At 36.3% G+C, this 18,802-nt stretch carries 16 protein-coding genes; 15 read left to right on the forward strand and 1 reads right to left on the reverse strand.

What is annotated here, in order from left to right; genetic code table 11:
* The first annotated feature begins 11 nt into the window (after positions 1 to 11).
* From RT723_RS05655 to RT723_RS05695, 9 genes are all read left to right on the forward strand, one after another.
* Entirely contained in the window at positions 12 to 431 is a 420-nt protein-coding gene (locus RT723_RS05655; protein ID WP_216055158.1) for a type 2 periplasmic-binding domain-containing protein, read from the forward strand.
* A 179-nt stretch (positions 432 to 610) separates the two neighbouring features.
* Complete coding sequence (gene ppk1 / locus RT723_RS05660) at positions 611 to 2,719, forward strand: polyphosphate kinase 1 (protein WP_315946212.1); 2,109 nt, start codon at positions 611 to 613, stop codon at positions 2,717 to 2,719.
* 124 nt (positions 2,720 to 2,843) lie between these two features.
* Positions 2,844 to 4,556: a bifunctional ornithine lipid synthase OlsF gene (olsF, locus tag RT723_RS05665; RefSeq protein WP_315946213.1), complete on the forward strand. Its 1,713-nt coding sequence runs from the start codon at positions 2,844 to 2,846 to the stop codon at positions 4,554 to 4,556.
* A 184-nt stretch (positions 4,557 to 4,740) separates the two neighbouring features.
* A complete protein-coding gene (locus tag RT723_RS05670) occupies positions 4,741 to 6,267 on the forward strand; it encodes a Ppx/GppA phosphatase family protein (RefSeq protein ID WP_315946214.1) in 1,527 nt (508 codons plus the stop codon).
* Between the two features lie 339 nt (positions 6,268 to 6,606).
* Positions 6,607 to 7,593 carry an oxygen-dependent tRNA uridine(34) hydroxylase TrhO gene (gene trhO, locus RT723_RS05675; protein ID WP_315946215.1) on the forward strand — a complete coding sequence of 329 codons (987 nt, stop codon included), beginning with the start codon at positions 6,607 to 6,609 and terminating at the stop codon, positions 7,591 to 7,593.
* Between the two features lie 294 nt (positions 7,594 to 7,887).
* Positions 7,888 to 8,373 carry a response regulator gene (locus RT723_RS05680; RefSeq protein ID WP_315946216.1) on the forward strand — a complete coding sequence of 162 codons (486 nt, stop codon included), beginning with the start codon at positions 7,888 to 7,890 and terminating at the stop codon, positions 8,371 to 8,373.
* Positions 8,370 to 9,044, forward strand: coding sequence for a hypothetical protein (locus tag RT723_RS05685; protein ID WP_315946217.1), 675 nt, complete (start codon positions 8,370 to 8,372; stop codon positions 9,042 to 9,044). The genes RT723_RS05680 and RT723_RS05685 overlap by 4 nt, the downstream gene beginning before the upstream one ends.
* 18 nt (positions 9,045 to 9,062) lie before the next feature.
* A complete protein-coding gene (locus tag RT723_RS05690) occupies positions 9,063 to 10,862 on the forward strand; it encodes a PAS domain S-box protein (protein WP_315946218.1) in 1,800 nt (599 codons plus the stop codon).
* Position 10,863: 1 nt separating this feature from the next.
* Positions 10,864 to 11,214 carry a response regulator gene (locus tag RT723_RS05695; RefSeq protein ID WP_315946219.1) on the forward strand — a complete coding sequence of 117 codons (351 nt, stop codon included), beginning with the start codon at positions 10,864 to 10,866 and terminating at the stop codon, positions 11,212 to 11,214.
* 53 nt (positions 11,215 to 11,267) lie between these two features.
* Here RT723_RS05695 and RT723_RS05700 read toward each other — a convergent pair whose 3' ends face one another.
* Positions 11,268 to 12,011, reverse strand: a complete 744-nt coding sequence (locus RT723_RS05700) for an SEL1-like repeat protein (protein WP_315946220.1) — start codon at positions 12,009 to 12,011, stop codon at positions 11,268 to 11,270.
* Positions 12,012 to 12,251: 240 nt separating this feature from the next.
* Between RT723_RS05700 and RT723_RS05705 the strand changes: the two genes are divergently transcribed.
* The 6 genes from RT723_RS05705 (at position 12,252) to RT723_RS05730 (ending at position 18,802) form a co-directional block, all read left to right on the forward strand.
* Positions 12,252 to 12,476, forward strand: coding sequence for an STAS domain-containing protein (locus RT723_RS05705; protein WP_315946221.1), 225 nt, complete (start codon positions 12,252 to 12,254; stop codon positions 12,474 to 12,476).
* Positions 12,477 to 12,556: 80 nt separating this feature from the next.
* Positions 12,557 to 12,916, forward strand: a complete 360-nt coding sequence (locus RT723_RS05710; protein WP_315946222.1) for a response regulator — start codon at positions 12,557 to 12,559, stop codon at positions 12,914 to 12,916.
* A gap of 10 nt (positions 12,917 to 12,926) precedes the next feature.
* Positions 12,927 to 15,056 (forward strand): chemotaxis protein CheA, encoded by a 2,130-nt coding sequence (locus RT723_RS05715; protein ID WP_315946223.1) that lies wholly within the window; start codon positions 12,927 to 12,929, stop codon positions 15,054 to 15,056.
* Positions 15,013 to 15,552, forward strand: coding sequence for a chemotaxis protein CheW (locus tag RT723_RS05720; RefSeq protein WP_315946224.1), 540 nt, complete (start codon positions 15,013 to 15,015; stop codon positions 15,550 to 15,552). The genes RT723_RS05715 and RT723_RS05720 overlap by 44 nt, the downstream gene beginning before the upstream one ends.
* The gene (locus RT723_RS05725; RefSeq protein ID WP_315946225.1) at positions 15,549 to 16,058 is read left to right on the forward strand and encodes a chemotaxis protein CheW; all 510 of its coding nucleotides are present in this window, start codon (positions 15,549 to 15,551) and stop codon (positions 16,056 to 16,058) included. The genes RT723_RS05720 and RT723_RS05725 overlap by 4 nt, the downstream gene beginning before the upstream one ends.
* Positions 16,055 to 18,802 carry a methyl-accepting chemotaxis protein gene (locus tag RT723_RS05730; RefSeq protein ID WP_315946226.1) on the forward strand — a complete coding sequence of 916 codons (2,748 nt, stop codon included), beginning with the start codon at positions 16,055 to 16,057 and terminating at the stop codon, positions 18,800 to 18,802. The genes RT723_RS05725 and RT723_RS05730 overlap by 4 nt, the downstream gene beginning before the upstream one ends.

Here is an 18,802-nt window from a genome sequence, read left to right on the forward strand (position 1 = left end):
GGGGTAAATAAATGAAACTATTAAAAACCAAATTATGCATAGCCATTCTTGGTCTAGCATCTGTTGCAGCACAAGCTGAGATTGCCGTTGTGGTTCACCCTTCTAATGCGTCAGACATCGATAGTTCTGCTTTATCAAGAATTTTCTTAGGAAAATCAAAAAGCTTTAGCTCTGGAGATCAAGCGGTACCAATTAACCAAGAAGAGTCAAATAGTGCAACCGATGAATTTAACAGTAAAGTGTTAAAAAAATCAGGTAGCCAATTAAAAGCATATTGGTCAAAACTGGTATTTACTGGAAAGGGTACGCCGCCAAAAGCCGTATCTAATGATGCAGAAGTTATCAGTTTAGTATCGACAAACCCAAATCTAATCGGTTATGTAGATGCTGCATCTGTAACTGGTGACGTAAAAGTAATCGCTAAGTTTTAAGTGAGTAGGTGAATAACCTTAATTGCTTGCTTTAGTTAAATAGAAATCCGATATCAGTAATGATATCGGATTTTTTTATAGTTGAAATAAGTTAACTCTTTCACTTTTGTCGTTTCACAAAATTGAAATATTAGTTACATATAATCAATGGCAAGTATTTCTAGCGATATTAAAACTTCATGACTGTATCTATCGACGCCTCATCATTAACGCCTCAACCTGAAAGAGAGTTAAGCTATTTTTCCAAAGAACTAAGTTGGTTGTCTTTTAACGAAAGAGTATTGCAAGAAGCTGATGATGCTAAAAACCCGATAATCGAGCGCATACGTTTTTTGGGAATATATTCGAGTAATATGGATGAGTTTTATCGGGTTAGAGTTGCCAGCGTGCGTCGTAAAGTCATTATTTATAAAAATAACGGTCAACTCGATAAAGCAGAACAAGCCTTACAAGTGATGGCGGAAATAAACCAAAAAATCGCGCAAATGGCAGTGAAGTTTGATGCTATTTATAAACGCGCATTTAATGTTTTACGCAAAAATAAAATACATCTAACGGAAAAAGAAGAATTAACCTTAACCCAGATAAACTGGCTCCGAGATTTTTTTGAAAACAAAGTCTTACGTCATATCGCGCCTATTTTAATCGACAAAAAAGTAGACTTGGTTAGCCGTTTGATTGACTCGGCTACTTACTTTTATGTCGGATTATATAGGCAAGATAAACCCACCCAATATGCCACTATTGAATTACCGTCAGATAAAATGCCTCGTTTTATCGTATTACCCTCAGAAACGAAGACCAAACAAATACTGTTATTAGATGATGTATTGCAGTTGTTTTTAGAAAATATCTTCAAAGGGTTTGTTGAATTTGACTCCATTGATTCCTATTCATTTAAAATGACTCGCGACTCCGAATACTCTCTCGATGAAGGCATTGACGACAGTTATCTGGAAAAAATGTCAGACAGTATGAAACAACGATTAATCGCAGAACCTGTCAGAGTTATCTACGATGGCGCTATGCCTGAAGACATGGTTAAAAGTATGAAAAAGCATTTGAAACATGCTTCATATGACAATCTTGTTGCTGGTGGTCATATACGAAACTTTAAAGACTTTATTAACTTTCCAAACATAGGCCGAAAAAGTTTAGAAAATAAACCCATCCCAGCCATCAGCAGTAAACAGTTTACGGCATATAATACCGTCTTTGATGCAATAGCTCAGGAAGATGTATTGTTGCATTATCCTTATCATCGATTTTTACATTTTACCGAGTTTGTTCGCCAAGCAGCCTTTGACCCTCATGTGAAACATATTAGGATCACCATGTATAGAATTGCTAAAAACTCACGCATAGTCAGTTCATTAATTGATGCTGTTGATAATGGTAAAATGGTGACCGTGATCATGGAGTTAAGGGCAAGGTTTGACGAGCAAGCGAATATTGCTTGGGCAAAAACCATGACTAATGCGGGTGTAAAAGTAATTTTTGGTAATTCCTCTTTTAAAATCCACACAAAACTATGTGTGATCAGTCGAGAGGAGCAGTCGAGCCTTACTCATTATGCACATATAGGGACGGGTAATTTTAACGAAAGCACGGCAAAAATTTATACCGACTTAAGTTTATACACAGCCGATCCCATCATCACAAAAGAAGCGATTAAGGTCTTTGAATTAATTCAGCTGCCTTACCGTCAATATGAATTTAAACATTTAATGGTCTCTCCAATCAATTCCAAAGAACGTATTTTAGCGTTAATGGATAATGAAATAGCCATAGCCGCACAAGGCCGTTCTGGAGAGATTACGTTCAAAGTCAATAATTTAATAGACAGCGACATCATAGACAAACTGTATCAAGCTAGCCAAGCCGGAGTAAAAATTAGAGGTATAGTGCGGGGAATGTGTTCGTTAGTACCAAAAATTAAAAACCTGAGTGAAAATATTCACATCATCAGTATTGTTGACCGTTTTTTAGAGCATAGTAGAGTGATGGTTTTCAATAATGATGGACAACCCAAAGTGTATATTTCTTCAGCTGATTGGATGCGTCGTAATATGCAAGACAGAATTGAAATTGGTACGCCAATATTAAACCCAACATTGGCGCAACGGATCATCCACATCTTGGAATTACAATTTAAAGATACGATGAAAGCGCGGGTGATAGATAAACACCAATCTAATGTTTATGTGAAAAGAGGTAATAAGAAAAAACTTCGCTCACAGTTAGAAATTTATCAATACCTTAAAGGTTTAGAAAAACAAGATGGTTAACTAAATGATATCCGTGCAGAGATTAGGGGATAAGGTTGTCATAAATTGAACATGAATTAGTAACATCTTTGTCACCTTAGTCTAATACGCTCACATTACTTTTATAAAACCTCTTTGGTGACGTGTGATTTCAGTTGAAAGCATAGTTGCAGAGCAGCTGCCTAAAATAGATTCAAGTAACCCATTAATAAAGTCGTCTGCATTACGTTTATTAAAATACCTGTTCCATGAGTCAGAAATGACGGAATTTGGTAAAGCTTATCCAAATTTAAATGGCATCGATTTTGTCGAAAAAGTATTAGATTATTTTGAATTTGATTACCTCATTAACGATAGAGAAAAAGCTAACCTGCCATATTCAGGTGCTGTTGTTGCCATAGCCAATCATCCTATTGGTAGTTTAGATGGCCTTGCTTTATTAAAGATGTGTACCGACATCCGCTCCGACGTAAAGATAGTGGCTAATGATCTTTTGTGGTCAATAAAACCATTACGACCTTTGTTATTGCCGGTAAACAATATGGCGGGTAATACGGCGAAATCAAACATGAAAGCCATTGAGCAACACTTAGCCTCAGGTGGCGCTTTACTGATATTCCCAGCAGGAGAAGTCTCACGTTTAGGGGTTAAAGGCGTCAAAGATGGTAAGTGGCGTAATGGTTTTTTAACCTTTGCCAAACAAGCAAAAGCCCCAATCGTTCCTATTCATATCGATGGTAAAAACTCTCTGTTTTTTTATGCGTTATCTTTATTAGCCAAACCTTTGTCTACCTTGTGGTTGATTGACGAAATGTTCAAACAGCGCAATCAAGATATACGGATTCGAATTGGGCAAGCTATTGAGTACAAAACCTATAACGAGTTAAAGATTGATAGGAAAAACTTAAAACAGTTATTTAAAAAGCAAGTCTACTCCCTTGCTAAGAAAAAATATCAAACTGAATTTAAGCCATTAGTTGAGAGTGTGGCACATCCGGAAGACAGAAAAACCTTAACCAAAGAATTGAAAAACTGTGAGCTGTTAGGCCAAACTAATGACGGTAAACGCATCTATTGTTACCAGCATAAAAGTGATTCTGCCATCATGCGTGAAATCGGCCGGTTACGAGAATTTACCTTTAGGAAAGTAGGCGAAGGCAGTGGTCATAAAAGAGATTTAGATAAATTTGATAATTATTATGACCATATCGTTTTGTGGGATAACGAACAGTATGAATTAGTTGGGGCATATCGCTTGGTTCCTATTGCGCAAGCGCGACAAAACAAAGATACAAACAAGCTTTACAGTGAAACCCTTTTTGATTTAACTAACTTAACTACTGACGTTCAACAATATGGCTTAGAGTTAGGCCGTAGCTTTGTGCAACCAGATTATTGGGGCAAACGTGGCCTAGATTATTTGTGGCAAGGTATTGGTGCTTACTTAAGAAAACATCCAGAGATTAAGTACTTAGTAGGTGCAGTCACTATGAGTAACGATTTAAACCAAGATGCCAAGGCCTGTTTAGTTCGTTTTTATCAAACGTATTTTGGCGATAAAAATAATATAGTCACAGCCAATCGCCCTTTTGAAATGACAGAAAATGATGGCATACAATTTACAGGCAATGATTACGAAACTGAGTTTAAACGTTTAAAAGACGAACTTAAAAAACATAACGCAGTGGTCCCAACACTATATAAACAATACTCTGAGTTATGTGAGCCGGGTGGTACCGCGTTTAGTGCATTTAACGTAGATCCGGATTTCTGCGATTGTATCGATGGTTTTGTTGTAACTGAGATAGCAAAATTTAAAGCGAACAAAAGGCAACGCTATTTAGAGGGGAATACTTAATAAAGTTGGTATAACAGGTAAATGCAAAAATACGGTTTAGTAATCTAGAAGTTGCGGCAGACAATCGCATACAATGATAAAGTTATTCAAAGTGGCAAGATCGGCTGGTTTTAACCGTTGATCCAATACAGCCCCGCCAACATCATTGGCAATATGGTTAATATTTTTAGAGGTTCATAGACATTTGCAAGCCAGCTTAATCACCAAAACACTAGACAGCATTGAAGGCACAGATTCTACTAAAATTGCAGTATTAGACATGGGGTCTAATAGTTTTCATTTAGTGGTTGCACGAGTAATTTCTAATTCAGTACAGATCTTACACAAAACTAAAATCAAAGTGCATTTAGCGGATGGCTTATCCAAAGATAACTATTTATCTCAAGATGCGATTCACCGCGGGCTTGAAGCCTTGGAAGTGATCCAACATAGTTTGGCAGGTTTTGAACCTGAAACTGTCAGAATTGTCGCTACTTATACACTTAGAAAAGCCAAAAATGCTTTGGACTTTATTAAAGCCGCTAAAAAAATATTACCCTACCCTATAGAGATAATCGCAGGCAAAGAAGAAGCGCGCCTGATTTACAATGGTGTGGCGCATACTGAGACATTAGTAGGTAAAACGTTAGTCATTGATATTGGGGGAGGTTCTACAGAATTCGCCATTGGTGAGCAGTTTGATCCCCTTTTATTAAGAAGCATTGATGTTGGTTGCGTTAGTTTTAAACAGTTATTTTTTAAAGACGACAAAATCAAACGTAAAATGATGGATAAGGCCATTGCATATGCTCAACAGCAATTGACCTTAATTGAACAAAAGTATCTTAACTTAGGTTGGGATAAGTGCATTGGCACGTCTGGCACCATTGAAAGCATAGTGACCATTTTGAACAAAGGGTCAACTGAGGGGGTAGTCACCTTAGATCAGTTGGAACAATTGATGGAGACCTTGATTGCTGCGACAGATGTAAACACATTAGATTTTGGTGATATAAACGAAGACAGAAAATTATTAGTTCCGGCGGGGTTAGCCATATTAATTGCTATCTTCAAAGAGTTTAATATTGAGCAAATGTCTTTTGCCTCTGCCGCCCTGCGTGAAGGTGTGATCTATGAGATGGAAGACTCATTAACTCATACAAACGTGCAAGAGCGTTCTGTGCAGAGTTTAGCGAGTCGTTATGACATTGATATCAACCAAGCTAACTTAGTGTTAGATACCTGTTTTAGATTATTTAAACAGGTTAAAAAGCCATGGCAAATAAAGAGCACTGGACTGAAACAACTGCTAGGTTGGTCCGCGTTATTACATGAAGTGGGTTTGCATATCAGCTCATCTGGGGTGCAAAAACACTCACATTACATATTAACCCATTCAGACATGCCAGGGTTTAATGCGGAACAACAGCAATTATTAGCCATCATAGCTCGGTTTCATCGAAAACGAATTAGACTGGATGAAATACCTGTTTTTAGCCAATTTAATGCTAAAGAAGTCTTATATCTGATCATCTTATTACGCTTGAGCGTTTTGCTTAATATAAAACGCCAGCAGGGCTTTTTGCCTGATTTTGATGTCACAGTGATAGAAAACCAAATCACACTCAACTTTCCAGAAAACTGGTTAAATCAACGACCAATTATTGATATAAACTTAACTTTAGAAAAAGAGAAACTGGCTAAGGTTGGGATAGAGCTATTGTTTTTATAACCGCGCTTGCTTTATAGTTAGATGATTATCAAATCTAATAAAAATACCCAATAACCTCGCGGTTATTGGGTGTTTTTAATGTTAATTAACAAGCACTTTGCCATTTAATTGGCGATTGGTTATTAATAACTAATCAATCTATCTATAAAAAAATGATTAATTAAAGACTAATAGGATGATTAATAATTAACAGGAGGAAATAATATATTGAGCGAGATCAATCATTTCCTAATCCTTTGTTAGCTTGCAGTTTATTTATCGAACAAAAACCGTATAATGCCGCTCCCAATATCCACAATGCTCTGGGTTTACGACTCAGGGGGCAAAGAGGAAGACAATATGTCATCACAAGTAGTAGTGTGCGCAATGTATAAGTTTGTGCGCTTAGAAAATTATCAAGAATTACGTCAACCATTACAAAAAACAATGGAAGACAATCAAGTTAAAGGTACGCTGTTATTAGCCGAAGAAGGCATTAACGGCACTGTTGCAGGCTCTCGTGAAGGGATTGATGCCGTACTCGCTTGGTTACAACAAGACCCGCGTTTGGCGGGTATTTCCCATAAAGAAAGTTTTGATGACAGCATGCCGTTTTACCGTACTAAAGTGAAACTGAAAAAAGAAATTGTGACTATGGGTGTTGAGGGTATAGATCCTTTGCAGGTAGTTGGTACTTACGTTAAACCAAAAGACTGGAACGAGCTTATCTCAGATCCAGATGTGGTTTTGGTGGATACTCGTAACGATTACGAAATCCAAATAGGTACGTTTAAAGGGGCTGTAAATCCAAAAACAGAAACTTTCAGAGAATTTCCAGAATACGTAGCTAAAAACTTAGATCCGGCAAAAAACAAAAAAGTCGCGATGTTTTGTACTGGCGGGATACGTTGTGAAAAATCCACGGCATACATGAAAGAGCAAGGCTTCGAAGAGGTATATCACCTTGAAGGTGGCATATTAAAATACTTAGAAGAAGTACCACAAGAAGAAACTATGTGGGAAGGAGACTGTTTTGTATTTGATAACCGAGTCGCGGTTGATCATAGCCTAGAAAAAGGTAAGTACGACCAATGTCACGCTTGTCGTATGCCAATTACACAAGAAGAAATGCAATCTGAACATTATGTAATGGGTATCTCTTGTCCACATTGTGTAGACAAAGTCACCGACGAGCAGCGCGCCCGTTTTGCAGAGCGTCAGAAACAAATTGAATTAGCGAAACAACGCGGTGAGGAACATATTGGCTCGGATGCAACAGAGGCATTATTACGTCGTCAACAAGAGAAAAAACAACTTAAAGAGCAGGCTCGAGCAAAACAAAAATAAGTTTGTGAGGCTTCAAAAAACACTTAAGCGGATTTTAATAATCCGCTTTTTTATTCCCCTACTCCATTTTAATCCCTATAGGTTTCTTCACAAATGGGTGGCTAGTTGCACTTCAGAAAGTACATTTATACAAAGTATAAAAGTTAATTTAAGTAGCTAATTTTTTTAATTATTACGTACGCTCACTTGCATATAAAAGTATATATTTCATTATATTTAGAAAAAATTGGCTATTTCTCAAAAATGGTATTGAATTAGTACTTATAACTGACTGTTTTTTATGAGGGAATTTTAGTGAGCAGTAAAGAAGTTGTATTCATAATTGAGGATGATAGAAATTATATTGAAATTTACGAACAAGTTTTATGTTCTGAGTATCAAATTGTCGCGTTTAATAGTGCTTTAGCCGCTCTCGAAAAATTTAAAGAGCTAGATCCTAAAACAATATTATTAGATCTTAACTTACCTGAAATGAACGGAATTGAGTTTTGCCGTAAATTATTTAGTGAATATTGCTCAAATACAGATGTAGATATCATTTTTGTTTCGGGAGAATCTGATCCAAAGATGAAGTTTTCGGCTTTTGAAGAAGGAGCGGTAGATTACTTAACCAAACCCTTTGAAATTAAAGAATTAGTGTACAAGGTAAACGGAAGTATTCAACGGCGTTTAAAAGAAGAGCATTTAGTGTCAGATGCTCTGGAAAATAAGCAATTAATCTATACTACAATGGCTCAAGCATCGCAATACAGCCAAGTGATGAGCTTTTTAAAAACTTGAGTAAATGTAAGGATGTAGATCAAGTTGCAAGTGTATTTTTTGAGAGTATGGAATACTTTGGTTTAAGCAGTTCCATTCACTTTAAGTTACCTACCGATTCGTATTATCGACATGATGGGCTAGCCATCTCACCTATAGAAAAAGAAGTTTATTCCCTTTTAGAACCGAAAGGACGCTTATTTGAATTTTCTAAAAGAATGATTGTTAATGATGAGCATGTATCTTTTATATTAAATAACCCACCACAAGATGACCACAGTTTAGGACAAATACGAGACTATACTGCAGCTATGATTGAAGGATTAGAGGGTAAAGTACTGGAACTTTATTCACAGTCCGGAATGGGGAGTGCTATTTTTGAATTATCGTCCAATATTGAAGAATTGAAGTCAGGTGTCAGTCAACACAATAAGTTAATCAATGCCGTTATGACCAACATGATGTTAGAAATCGCAGCTAGTTTTCACTTATTGGAAATGACCGAACCGCAGGAATTGTTTTTAAATGGATTAGTGGAAAAGGGGTTATTAGAGCTGAGCAATGCTGAGAATATTTTAGTGGAAATAATGTCTCGGTTAGAAAACTTAAAGTTACAAATGGAAAATGTACAACAAGCAGCAAGTCCTAAAGGCCTGGATTTAGATGAATCTAGCGATATTGATCTTTTTTAATAGGTAGTAAGTGCCCAAATGTACGAACGTTTTTTTAATTATTCAAACGAACTTTTCTGTATTGCAGATAAAGATGCCAACTTTATTGATGCAAACGATGCATTTTGTAATCTTTTGGGGGTAACTAAAAACGAATTATTATCAAAAAAATACCTCGAATTTATTCATGAAGATGACATTTTCAAAACTCAAAATGAAATAAAAAAATTGTCAAGTGGGCTATCTGTAATAAGTTTTGAAAATAGATATGTAAGCGCTAATGGTGAAGTTTTTGTTTTAAGCTGGCGTGGATACCCAGATTTAGAAAACGGAGAAGTTTTTGCTATTGCCAGAGATGTTACAGCTGAAAGAGCGAGTATAAGTACGCATAAGCAGCTGTATGACTCAATTACAGATAATGTTATTTTTGCTAAGACTAATAAAAGAGGCATTATTACAGAGGTTAACGATAAGTTTTGCGAAATTAGTGGATATGAACGTTCAGAATTGATTGGTCAAACTCATAAGGTGATTAACTCTGGCGAGCACCCTACTGAGTTTTTCAAAGAAATTTGGCAAGTGATTACCTCTGGTAAAGTTTGGACTGGTGCTATTACGAACCGAAGGAAAAATGGGGAACGTTATATTGTACAAAGTATTATCACCCCATTGTATGACTTATCAGGCCGAATAGAATCATACGTAGCAATTCGATTTGACATAACTGACCGCATTCAATCAGAGATAGAATTAGAAAATATTTTAAAAATCTTAAATGAAACTGGCTCTATGGCGAAAATAGGTGGCTGGGAGTTAGATGTAAATACTGGTGATTTATCATGGACAGATGAAACATTTAAAATATTGGGCGTCAAAAAAGAAGGCAGTAAGACACCTAATTTGCCCCAAGGAATAAATTTGTTTTCAGAGCAACATAAACCAATTATTGACGCTGCCATACAAAGAGGGATCGAGTTTGGTGAGCCCTATAACCTAGAACTTGAGATTGTTAAGCCGGATGGTGGGTTAAAGTGGGTTGTGACAACAGGTAAGCCAATTTATAAAAATGGCAAAATAGTTTCTTTGTCCGGCACAATTCAAGATATTCATGAAAAGAAAATAACAGAGATGATGTATAACCAAGAGCGTCAAAAAAGTATACAAAATGCTAAGTTTGCTGCTCTGGGGGAGTTGTCAGCAAGTATTGCTCATGAAATAAATAATCCATTGGGTATTATTTCGGCTTATACAGAGCTGCTTAAACTGCAAGAAAATATGCTAGATAATGATAAGCTGGACACGATTCTTAAATCTTGTGAAAGAATTTCTTATATCGTTAAAAACTTGAAGCGATTTTCACGTTCAGATGATATTCCGGTAAAAAAAGTCATAGACCTTAAAGTTGTTGCAGAAGAAGCTATATCTTTAACGAAACCTAGAGTGAATAGAGGCTTGATCAAGCTTTCTTCGGAGTTACTTGCCAATTCATTCGTGTTAGGAAATGATATTGAAATTGAACAAGTCATCATAAACTTAGTCAATAATGCAATTGACGCTGTTCAGGATGAAGTAGATAGTTGGATCAAACTTTCATTAATGGATTTTGGAGAGTCTTATAAACTTGAGGTTGAAGACTCCGGTGAAGGGATCCCAGATGAGATTCAAATAAGAATGTTTGAACCTTTTTACACCACTAAAGACATTAATAAAGGAACGGGTTTAGGTTTATCGGTCATAAGAGGCATACTGGATGATCATAAAGCGACTATTGAATTTGATTCGAGCAGGGGGAATAGTTGTTTTAGTATAACCTTCCCTAAATATAGTGAGAGTAATTAATATGTCTTCAATAGTTTACTTAGATGACGAAGTGGCGTTGACTAAAATATTTGAATTATACTTCGAAGATTCTCACCATGAGATCAAAACATTCACCAATGAAGTTGAAGCAATTAATTACTGTAATAAAATGCCACCCGATATTTTATTTATTGATTATCGATTGGAAACAATGAAAGGCGATATAGTAGCAGAGCAGTTACCTGATTCTATTTATAAAGTTTTAGTGACCGGAGACATTAAAGTAGCTACAAACTTTAAATTTGATCTTATCTTGAATAAGCCATTCAAATGGGCCGAAATTGCTAATGCGGTAAAGGGGTTGAGTCAAAAGAATAACTATAGATTTTAAAGCAAACTCATTTTGAATTTATAGTCACAATTCCCTATAAATCAATGAGGTGTCTATAAAGACTGTTGATTTAATTGTTTAGCTAAAATCGAGGCTTCTTCATAAAATTCAGGTTCATTAATTTTAAAATTTTCAGACTTTTTAATCGCGGGTTCATAATTAAGCTCTGCTGCATTTATTAACCAAGCTAACCCTTCCAATTGATCTTCATCCACACCTTCACTTAGGAAATAAGCCCTAGCAACAGCTCCCATAGATTTTGGATCTCCAAGCATTGCAGCTTGCATAAAAAGAGTAAATGCCTGCTCAAAATTACTTTCTCCCCTTAAGACTAAAGCTTGGGAATATATTTTTTCTAGATCAACTTCTATATTCAGGTTTTGTTCATAGGTAGGAAGTAAATCATTGTTTAAATTAGAATCAAAACGGTTGTTTTCAAAAACATCTTTGAGGCGTCCGTCTTTGTTTTTTTCATTAAGTAGGGAATGCATAACCGCATCGTATCGGGTGTTTAATTGCTCTAAATTCTTTTGTTGTTTAACAAATTGCTCTTTATAAAATCCAATCTCATTATGTAACTGATTGATGGTTAAATTTTTATCATTTAATTGTTGGGTATAGTTATTTTGCAAGTTAGCTAAAAGATCTTGGTTCGCTTTATCAATACGATTGTTTTGGATTTCTGAGTTTTTTTCAAACTTTTCTAACACTGAAGTGATATTTTTTTCATAGTTATTTTTCATTTTTTCAAACCACTGAAAAATTTGTTTTGTTACTTTAAAATTATCATCAGTCATGCTCAGAATTCCTCCCATCAAAATTACGATTAATAATAATTACCATACTAAATCGACTATAAATTACCTAATATTTTTTATAAATTTTAATTAAAAGCCTAACCAATACGTTAGTAATTAGCTAACTGTGAAGTCAGTTTTATTTTTTTAAAAAAAGTTGCTCCCTAACTTGCTATAAATTATTTCTATGACTATAAATTCTTATATAGATTAATAAATTAGGGACGAGAATACCTATCTATGAGCAAGCAAAAAATAGAACTGCCAGATGATTTAACCATCTCTTTCCTTGCTACATTTAAGAACGATGTAGTCCCACTAATAGCAAATTCAAATGATATTACAGTTGTTGATAAATCACTTCAAAAGATAGATACAGCAGGTGTTCAGTTACTGCTAGCACTGATTAATGAAATCATTACTCAAAAAAATCACTTTCATGGAAAATGGGCTCGTCAGTTCTGAAGGAAAGTATTAAGCAGTTAGGGTTAGAGAACTCAGATTTTAAAAAATATTTTCAGAATAAATAGTATAAGGAACTAAAAATGACCAAAGTTTTGGTAGTCGACGATTCAAACTCTATTCGTCAAATGGTTAGCTTCACACTTAAAAGTGCAGGATTTACTACGGTAGAGGGGAAGGATGGTCTTGAAGGGCTAAACAAAGCTAAAGCAGAAACATTTGATCTTGTGATCTCCGATGTCAACATGCCAAATATGGATGGAATTGAATTATGTCAAGCTCTTCGAGCTTTGCCTGAATTTAAGTTCACCCCAATTCTAATGTTAACTACTGAAAGTTCAGTGGATATGAAAATGCGTGGGAAAGCAGCAGGCGCCACTGGTTGGTTAGTCAAACCGTTTAACCCAGAAAAATTATTAGCAACGATCAAACGTGTTGTTTAGGTAACCATATATGAGCATTAACCTCTCTCAATTCTTACCAACATTTCTTGAAGAAAGTAATGAAGGTTTAGAAACCATGGAATCTGGTTTATTAAATTTGCAAAATGCAGATGATGAGTCAATTCACTCTATTTTTAGAGCCGCACATTCAATTAAAGGTGGTGCAGGTACATTTGGGTTTAAACAAGTTACCGAATTCACTCATTTAGTAGAAACATTATTAGATGAAATGCGTGATGGAAGAAGAGAAGTATTTAAAAGCGATATTGAAATATTATTAGAGTCCGTTGATTGCATTCGCTTATTGATTGAAGCCGACCGTAGAGAAGTTTCTTGTGAGGATGAAAGCATTGCTAGAGTTTCAAACTTATTAGACCAATCACTTAATTTAGGTGCTGAGTCTGACAATAAATCAGATGAGCAGGAAATATCTTCTACTAGCGAAATAGAGCATTGGGTTATCGATTTTACGCCTGAGCATCATCTTGTACAGACAGGCAATGACCCGATATTTTTGTTCAATGCTTTAAATGATTTAGGGGATGTGAAAGTAACATGTTTTACCGATAACGTACCCGCATTTTCAGACTTTGAACCTGAAGAATTGTATTTACGCTGGCAGATAGAGTTATCTTCGCCGGATACGACAGAGGCTGATATCCGTGAAGTGTTTGAATGGGTCGAAGATGAATGTCAATTAGAGATACATTTATTATCTGTAGGGAGGGGAAGTGAACAAAATGCCAATAGTGACATTGAAGTCAGTTCTGAAGATATTGATTCGGCAAAAGAATCAATCCCAACAGTATCGAAAGATGAAGCCCCAATTGCTTCAGCCGCAATAAATAAGCCTGAACCTACCGCAAAAGCTAAGCAGGAAGTAAGTTCAATTAGAGTTGGCGTTGATAAAGTGGATAGCTTGATTAACTTAGTTGGCGAACTAGTTATCACTCAATCAATGCTTTCAGAACTCGGCAATGATTTTGACTTATCAAAAGTAGAAAAACTAACTTCAGGTTTAGATCAGCTTTTACAAAATACAAAAGAATTACAAGAAAGTGTTATGCGAATCCGCATGCTACCAATTAGTTTTGCGTTTAATCGTTTTCCAAGGTTAATACATGATTTATCGATAAAAACAGGTAAAGAAATTGAGTTAGTAATAAAAGGTGAACAGACTGAGCTAGACAAAACTGTGATGGAGCAAATTGGCGACCCATTAGTTCACTTAGTTAGAAATGCGGTAGACCATGGCATTGAATCAAAAGACGTCAGAATCGCGAATGGCAAAAATGCTAAAGGAAAGATCTCACTTGATGCTTACCATATGGGTGGCTCTATAGTGATTGAAATAAACGATGATGGTGGAGGCATTAATAGACAAGCCGTTCTGAATAAAGCAGTAGAAAAAGGTGTTGTAGAACCCAATGCGACTCTAACAGATGCCCAAGTATTTGATTTGATTTTTGAACCTGGTTTTTCTACTGCTAGTGAAGTCACTGATATTTCTGGCCGTGGTGTGGGCATGGATGTAGTTAAGAAAAACATTCAATCATTAGGTGGAAGGATTCAGGTCGAGTCTGAACCGGGCAAAGGCAGCTGCTTTAAAGTTAATTTACCTCTCACATTAGCAATATTAGATGGGCAGCTTGTAAGAGTTGGGACAGAAGTTTTTATCATCCCATTGATTTCAATAGTCGAGTCACTTCAAGCAAAAACGGATCTTATTAACAGCGTATCTGGAAATATGGTGTTGTACCGTTTACGTGAAGACAATGTCCCTGTTTTGCCTATATATCAATTATTTAATTTGGATGCTGATAACGTTGAGATCGACAACTCTTTATTGGTGGTTGTTGAGTCTGATGGGCAAAAAGTTGGTTTGATGGTTGATGACCTGTTAGCCCAGCAACAAGTAGTAATAAAAAGTTTAAAAGACAATTACCAGCAAGTGGATGGCATATCCGGTGCAACAATCCTAGGTGATGGTTCAGTTGCAATGATTCTAGATATTCCAGGGATGATTTCAATGGCATTAAAGCAGGCTCAAATAGCTCAAAAAAAGCAGCTAGTCCTACAATTGAAGAGGTTGTTTAATGGATATTCAAGCACTTGCGAAAGATATACCAGCTCAAGGTGAACAGTCTCTTGAAGGCATTGATTTCATAACAAATGGAGATCAGTACTTAACATTTATGTTAGGTGATGAGCAATTTGCAATAGATATACTGTGTGTAGAAGAAATTCGAAGTTGGGAGCAACCTACGCGAATCCCCAATGCACCAAATCATGTTAAAGGCGTCATTAATATGCGTGGCGTTATTGTCCCAATAATAGATTTGCGTATTAAGTTTGGCGTTGGTGAAAATAGTTACGCTGTATCAACTGTTGTGATTGTATTAACCATCGAAGTTGAACACGACTCTAAGACTATTGGTTTTGTGGTCGACGCCGTTTCGGATGTTTTAAATGCAGAGGAAGATGAAATTAAAAAATCTCCTGCCTTTGGCGGCTCAATTCCTCCTGAATTTATCATTGGTTTGGTTAACTTAGAAGATGCGGTGGTGACACTATTAAATGCTGAAGCGCTTCATAAAATTGAAAAACATCAACCTAATGAAGGTATTCAATTATGATCGAAGTCGAACAAGAATATTTGACCTTTATTTTGGATGGAGAAGAGTTTGGAGTTGATATTCTGAGGGTCCAAGAAATCAGAGTGTTAACTAAAGTTACAAACCTACCGAATAAGCCAGATTACATTAAAGGCGTTATAAATTTACGCGGGGTTATTATTCCTATTGTTGATTTACGTAAACGCTTTGGTAAAAAATCATTAGCCTATGACGAGCAAACCGTCACGATAATCCTTCGTGGAGAAATTAAAGACAAAGTTGTCGTTGTTGGAGTCATAGTCGATGCGGTGTCCGATGTTTACAAATTTAACCAAAGTCAGATCATTAACCCACCATCTTTTGGAAGTGCAATAGATAGTTGTTTTCTCCAAGGCTTAGCTAATTTCGAAGAAAAGCTAGTGATTTTATTAGATACCAACAGTTTACTAGATCAAGATGAATTGTACTGTCTTGACTCAAAATTGAACATAGCGGAAGAACAACCTTCAAGTGAGAAAATCTTATGACACCTAATCAAATTAGTTTAGTAAAAGACAGTTGGCAAAAAGTGGTACCAATTTCTGAACAAGCCGCCGAAATCTTTTACCGAACACTATTCGAACTTGATCCTTCATTAAAGGCTTTGTTTAGTTCTGATATTACTGAACAAGGTAAAAAGTTAATGGCAATGCTAGACACTGCTGTAAAACTTCTTGAACAGCCAGATAAGTTAATTCCCGCGGTACAGAAGCTAGGTGAAAGGCATGTTGGTTATAAAGTAACGCCCGAGCATTACGTTACGGTCGGACATGCTTTAATTAAAACATTGGAAATAGGCTTAGGGGATAAATTTACTGAAGAAATAAAAACAGCTTGGTTAGCAATTTATACAGCTCTATCTCAAACCATGATAGAGGCTGCAAATGGTAAAGCATTATCGGTCAACAATAATAAAGATATGGAAGACATTATGAGTAATGAGCAAGATTTAGCAGTTAGACTACAAGGTGCCCTAGATCAATCGGCAACCCCAATCATGATGGTTGATAGAGATTTAGTCATTAATTATGTTAATCAGGCCACTTTGAGTTTATTAGAAGAGAATGAAGCCGTTTTTAAATTAAATTGGCCATCATTTAGCGCTAACAAAGATGCAATCATTGGAACTTGTATTGATGTCTTTCATAAAAAAGCCGCACATCAAAGGCAGTTATTAAATGATGTGAATAATCTTCCTTGGAAAACAGATATCAAAATTCAACATCTTACTTTTGAATTAAATGTTTCAGCGATATTAAATGGCAGTGGTGACTACATTGGTAACTCATTAGAATGGCAAAATGTTACTGAAGTGCGTGCCCAAGAAAACAAAGCGATTCAATTACAAGGAGCGATTGACCAATCTAATACGCCTTCAATGATGATAGATCGTGATTTCATCATTACTTATGCCAACACGTCTACATTTAACCTGCTGAAAAAACATGAAGCAAAGTTTGCAGAGGTGTATCCGGGATTTAGTGCATCAGAAGATGCAATTATTGGTGCTTGTATAGATGGTTTCCATAAAAACCCAGCACATCAACGCAAATTACTTGATGATGTAAATAACTTACCTTGGAAAACAGATATAAAAATCAAGGATCTGACATTTGAATTAAATGTAACCGCTATCTTAGACTCGACAGGGAGCTATATTGGTAACTCTCTAGAGTGGCAAGATGTAACAGATGCTCGTAATAAAGCGATCGAAGTTGGGCGCTTGTCGTCGGCGGTTGAGGGGATGACAACTAACTTAATGATGGCTGACCCCAAAGGTAATATAGTTTTTGCTAACCCATCAGTTATTAAAATGTTAAGGCGACGTGAAGGTGCCCTTAAAAGTGTATTGCCAAGCTTCAGTGTAGATAACTTGATTGGTACTAACTTTGATAGCTTCCATCAAAACCCAGCACATCAACAAAACTTATTAGGTAACCCTGATAACTTGCCTTATACAACAGAAATTTCGGTAGCGGGACTAACGTTTGAGTTAATCGCAATAGCTTTAAAAGATGAAAAAAATAATCACGTAGGGACTGCTGTTCAATGGTTAGACTTGACAGAACAAAAAGATGCACAGAAACAGGTTGATGGATTAATCACTGCAGCAATCGGTGGTCGTTTGGACACTCGAATTGATACATCAGATTATGAAGGGTTTATGAAAGGCCTTGGTAACAATATTAATAATTTAATGGACACAATAGTAGCTCCTATAAATGAAGCTATTAATGTAGCTCAAGCTTTAGCTGACGGTAACTTAACTGAATTGATGAATGGTGAATATGAAGGCGCATTTTTAGCGCTATCTCAATCTATGAATGGCTCAATTGAAAACCTAGGTGCAATGGTTGATGAAATACGCAAAGCATCAAATGGTGTTTTTGAAGCCGCAAGAGAAATGGCGGTTGGTAATAATGAACTGAGCCATCGCACCGAATCTCAAGCATCAAGCCTAGAAGAAACAGCCTCTGCAATGGAAGAATTGACTAGTACGGTTCAACAAAATGCTGAAAATGCGACGGAAGCCAGCAAGTTATCACTGGGGGTTATGCAAAAAGCTACAGACGGAGGTGCTGTAGTTAAAAATGCGATTACAGCAATGAGTGATATTAATAAGTCTAGTAAAAAAATCGCAGACATTATTAGTGTCATTGATGAAATTGCATTTCAAACTAATTTATTAGCCCTTAATGCAGCTGTTGAAGCGGCCAGAGCAGGTGAACAAGGTCGAGGTTTTGCTGTGGTTGCAGCGGAAGTTAGAAACTTAGCTCAACGCTCTGCTGGAGCAGCTAAAGAAATTAAAGGGTTAATAAATGATAGCGTTGAAGCAGTAGGACAAGGTACGAAATTAGTGGATGAAACGGGTCAAACATTTACTGAGTTAGTAACGGCAATTGATGAAGTAAGTCGAATGCTTACAGACATTGATAATGCAGGTAAAGAGCAATCTGCGGGAATTGGTGAAGTGAGTGCAGCGGTTAGTCAAATGGATGAAATGACACAGCAAAATGCGGCTTTAGTCGAAGAGGCTAGTGCATCAAGTCAATCTATGGAAGAGCAAGCTCAATCACTGTTAGAGCAAATTTCTTTCTTTAATAACGGTGAAGAAACTGACGAGATTCAATCGCCAGTTAGAAAGAAAACACTGGCTACAAGAAAAGCTCCAAGCCCAACTAAGCGCGCTCGACCTACAACGCCAACAGATCAAGAGTGGGAAGAGTTTTAG

Origin of the sequence: Psychrosphaera aquimarina (assembly GCF_032461525.1) — a bacterium.
Taxonomy (GTDB): Bacteria; Pseudomonadota; Gammaproteobacteria; order Enterobacterales; family Alteromonadaceae; genus Psychrosphaera; species Psychrosphaera aquimarina.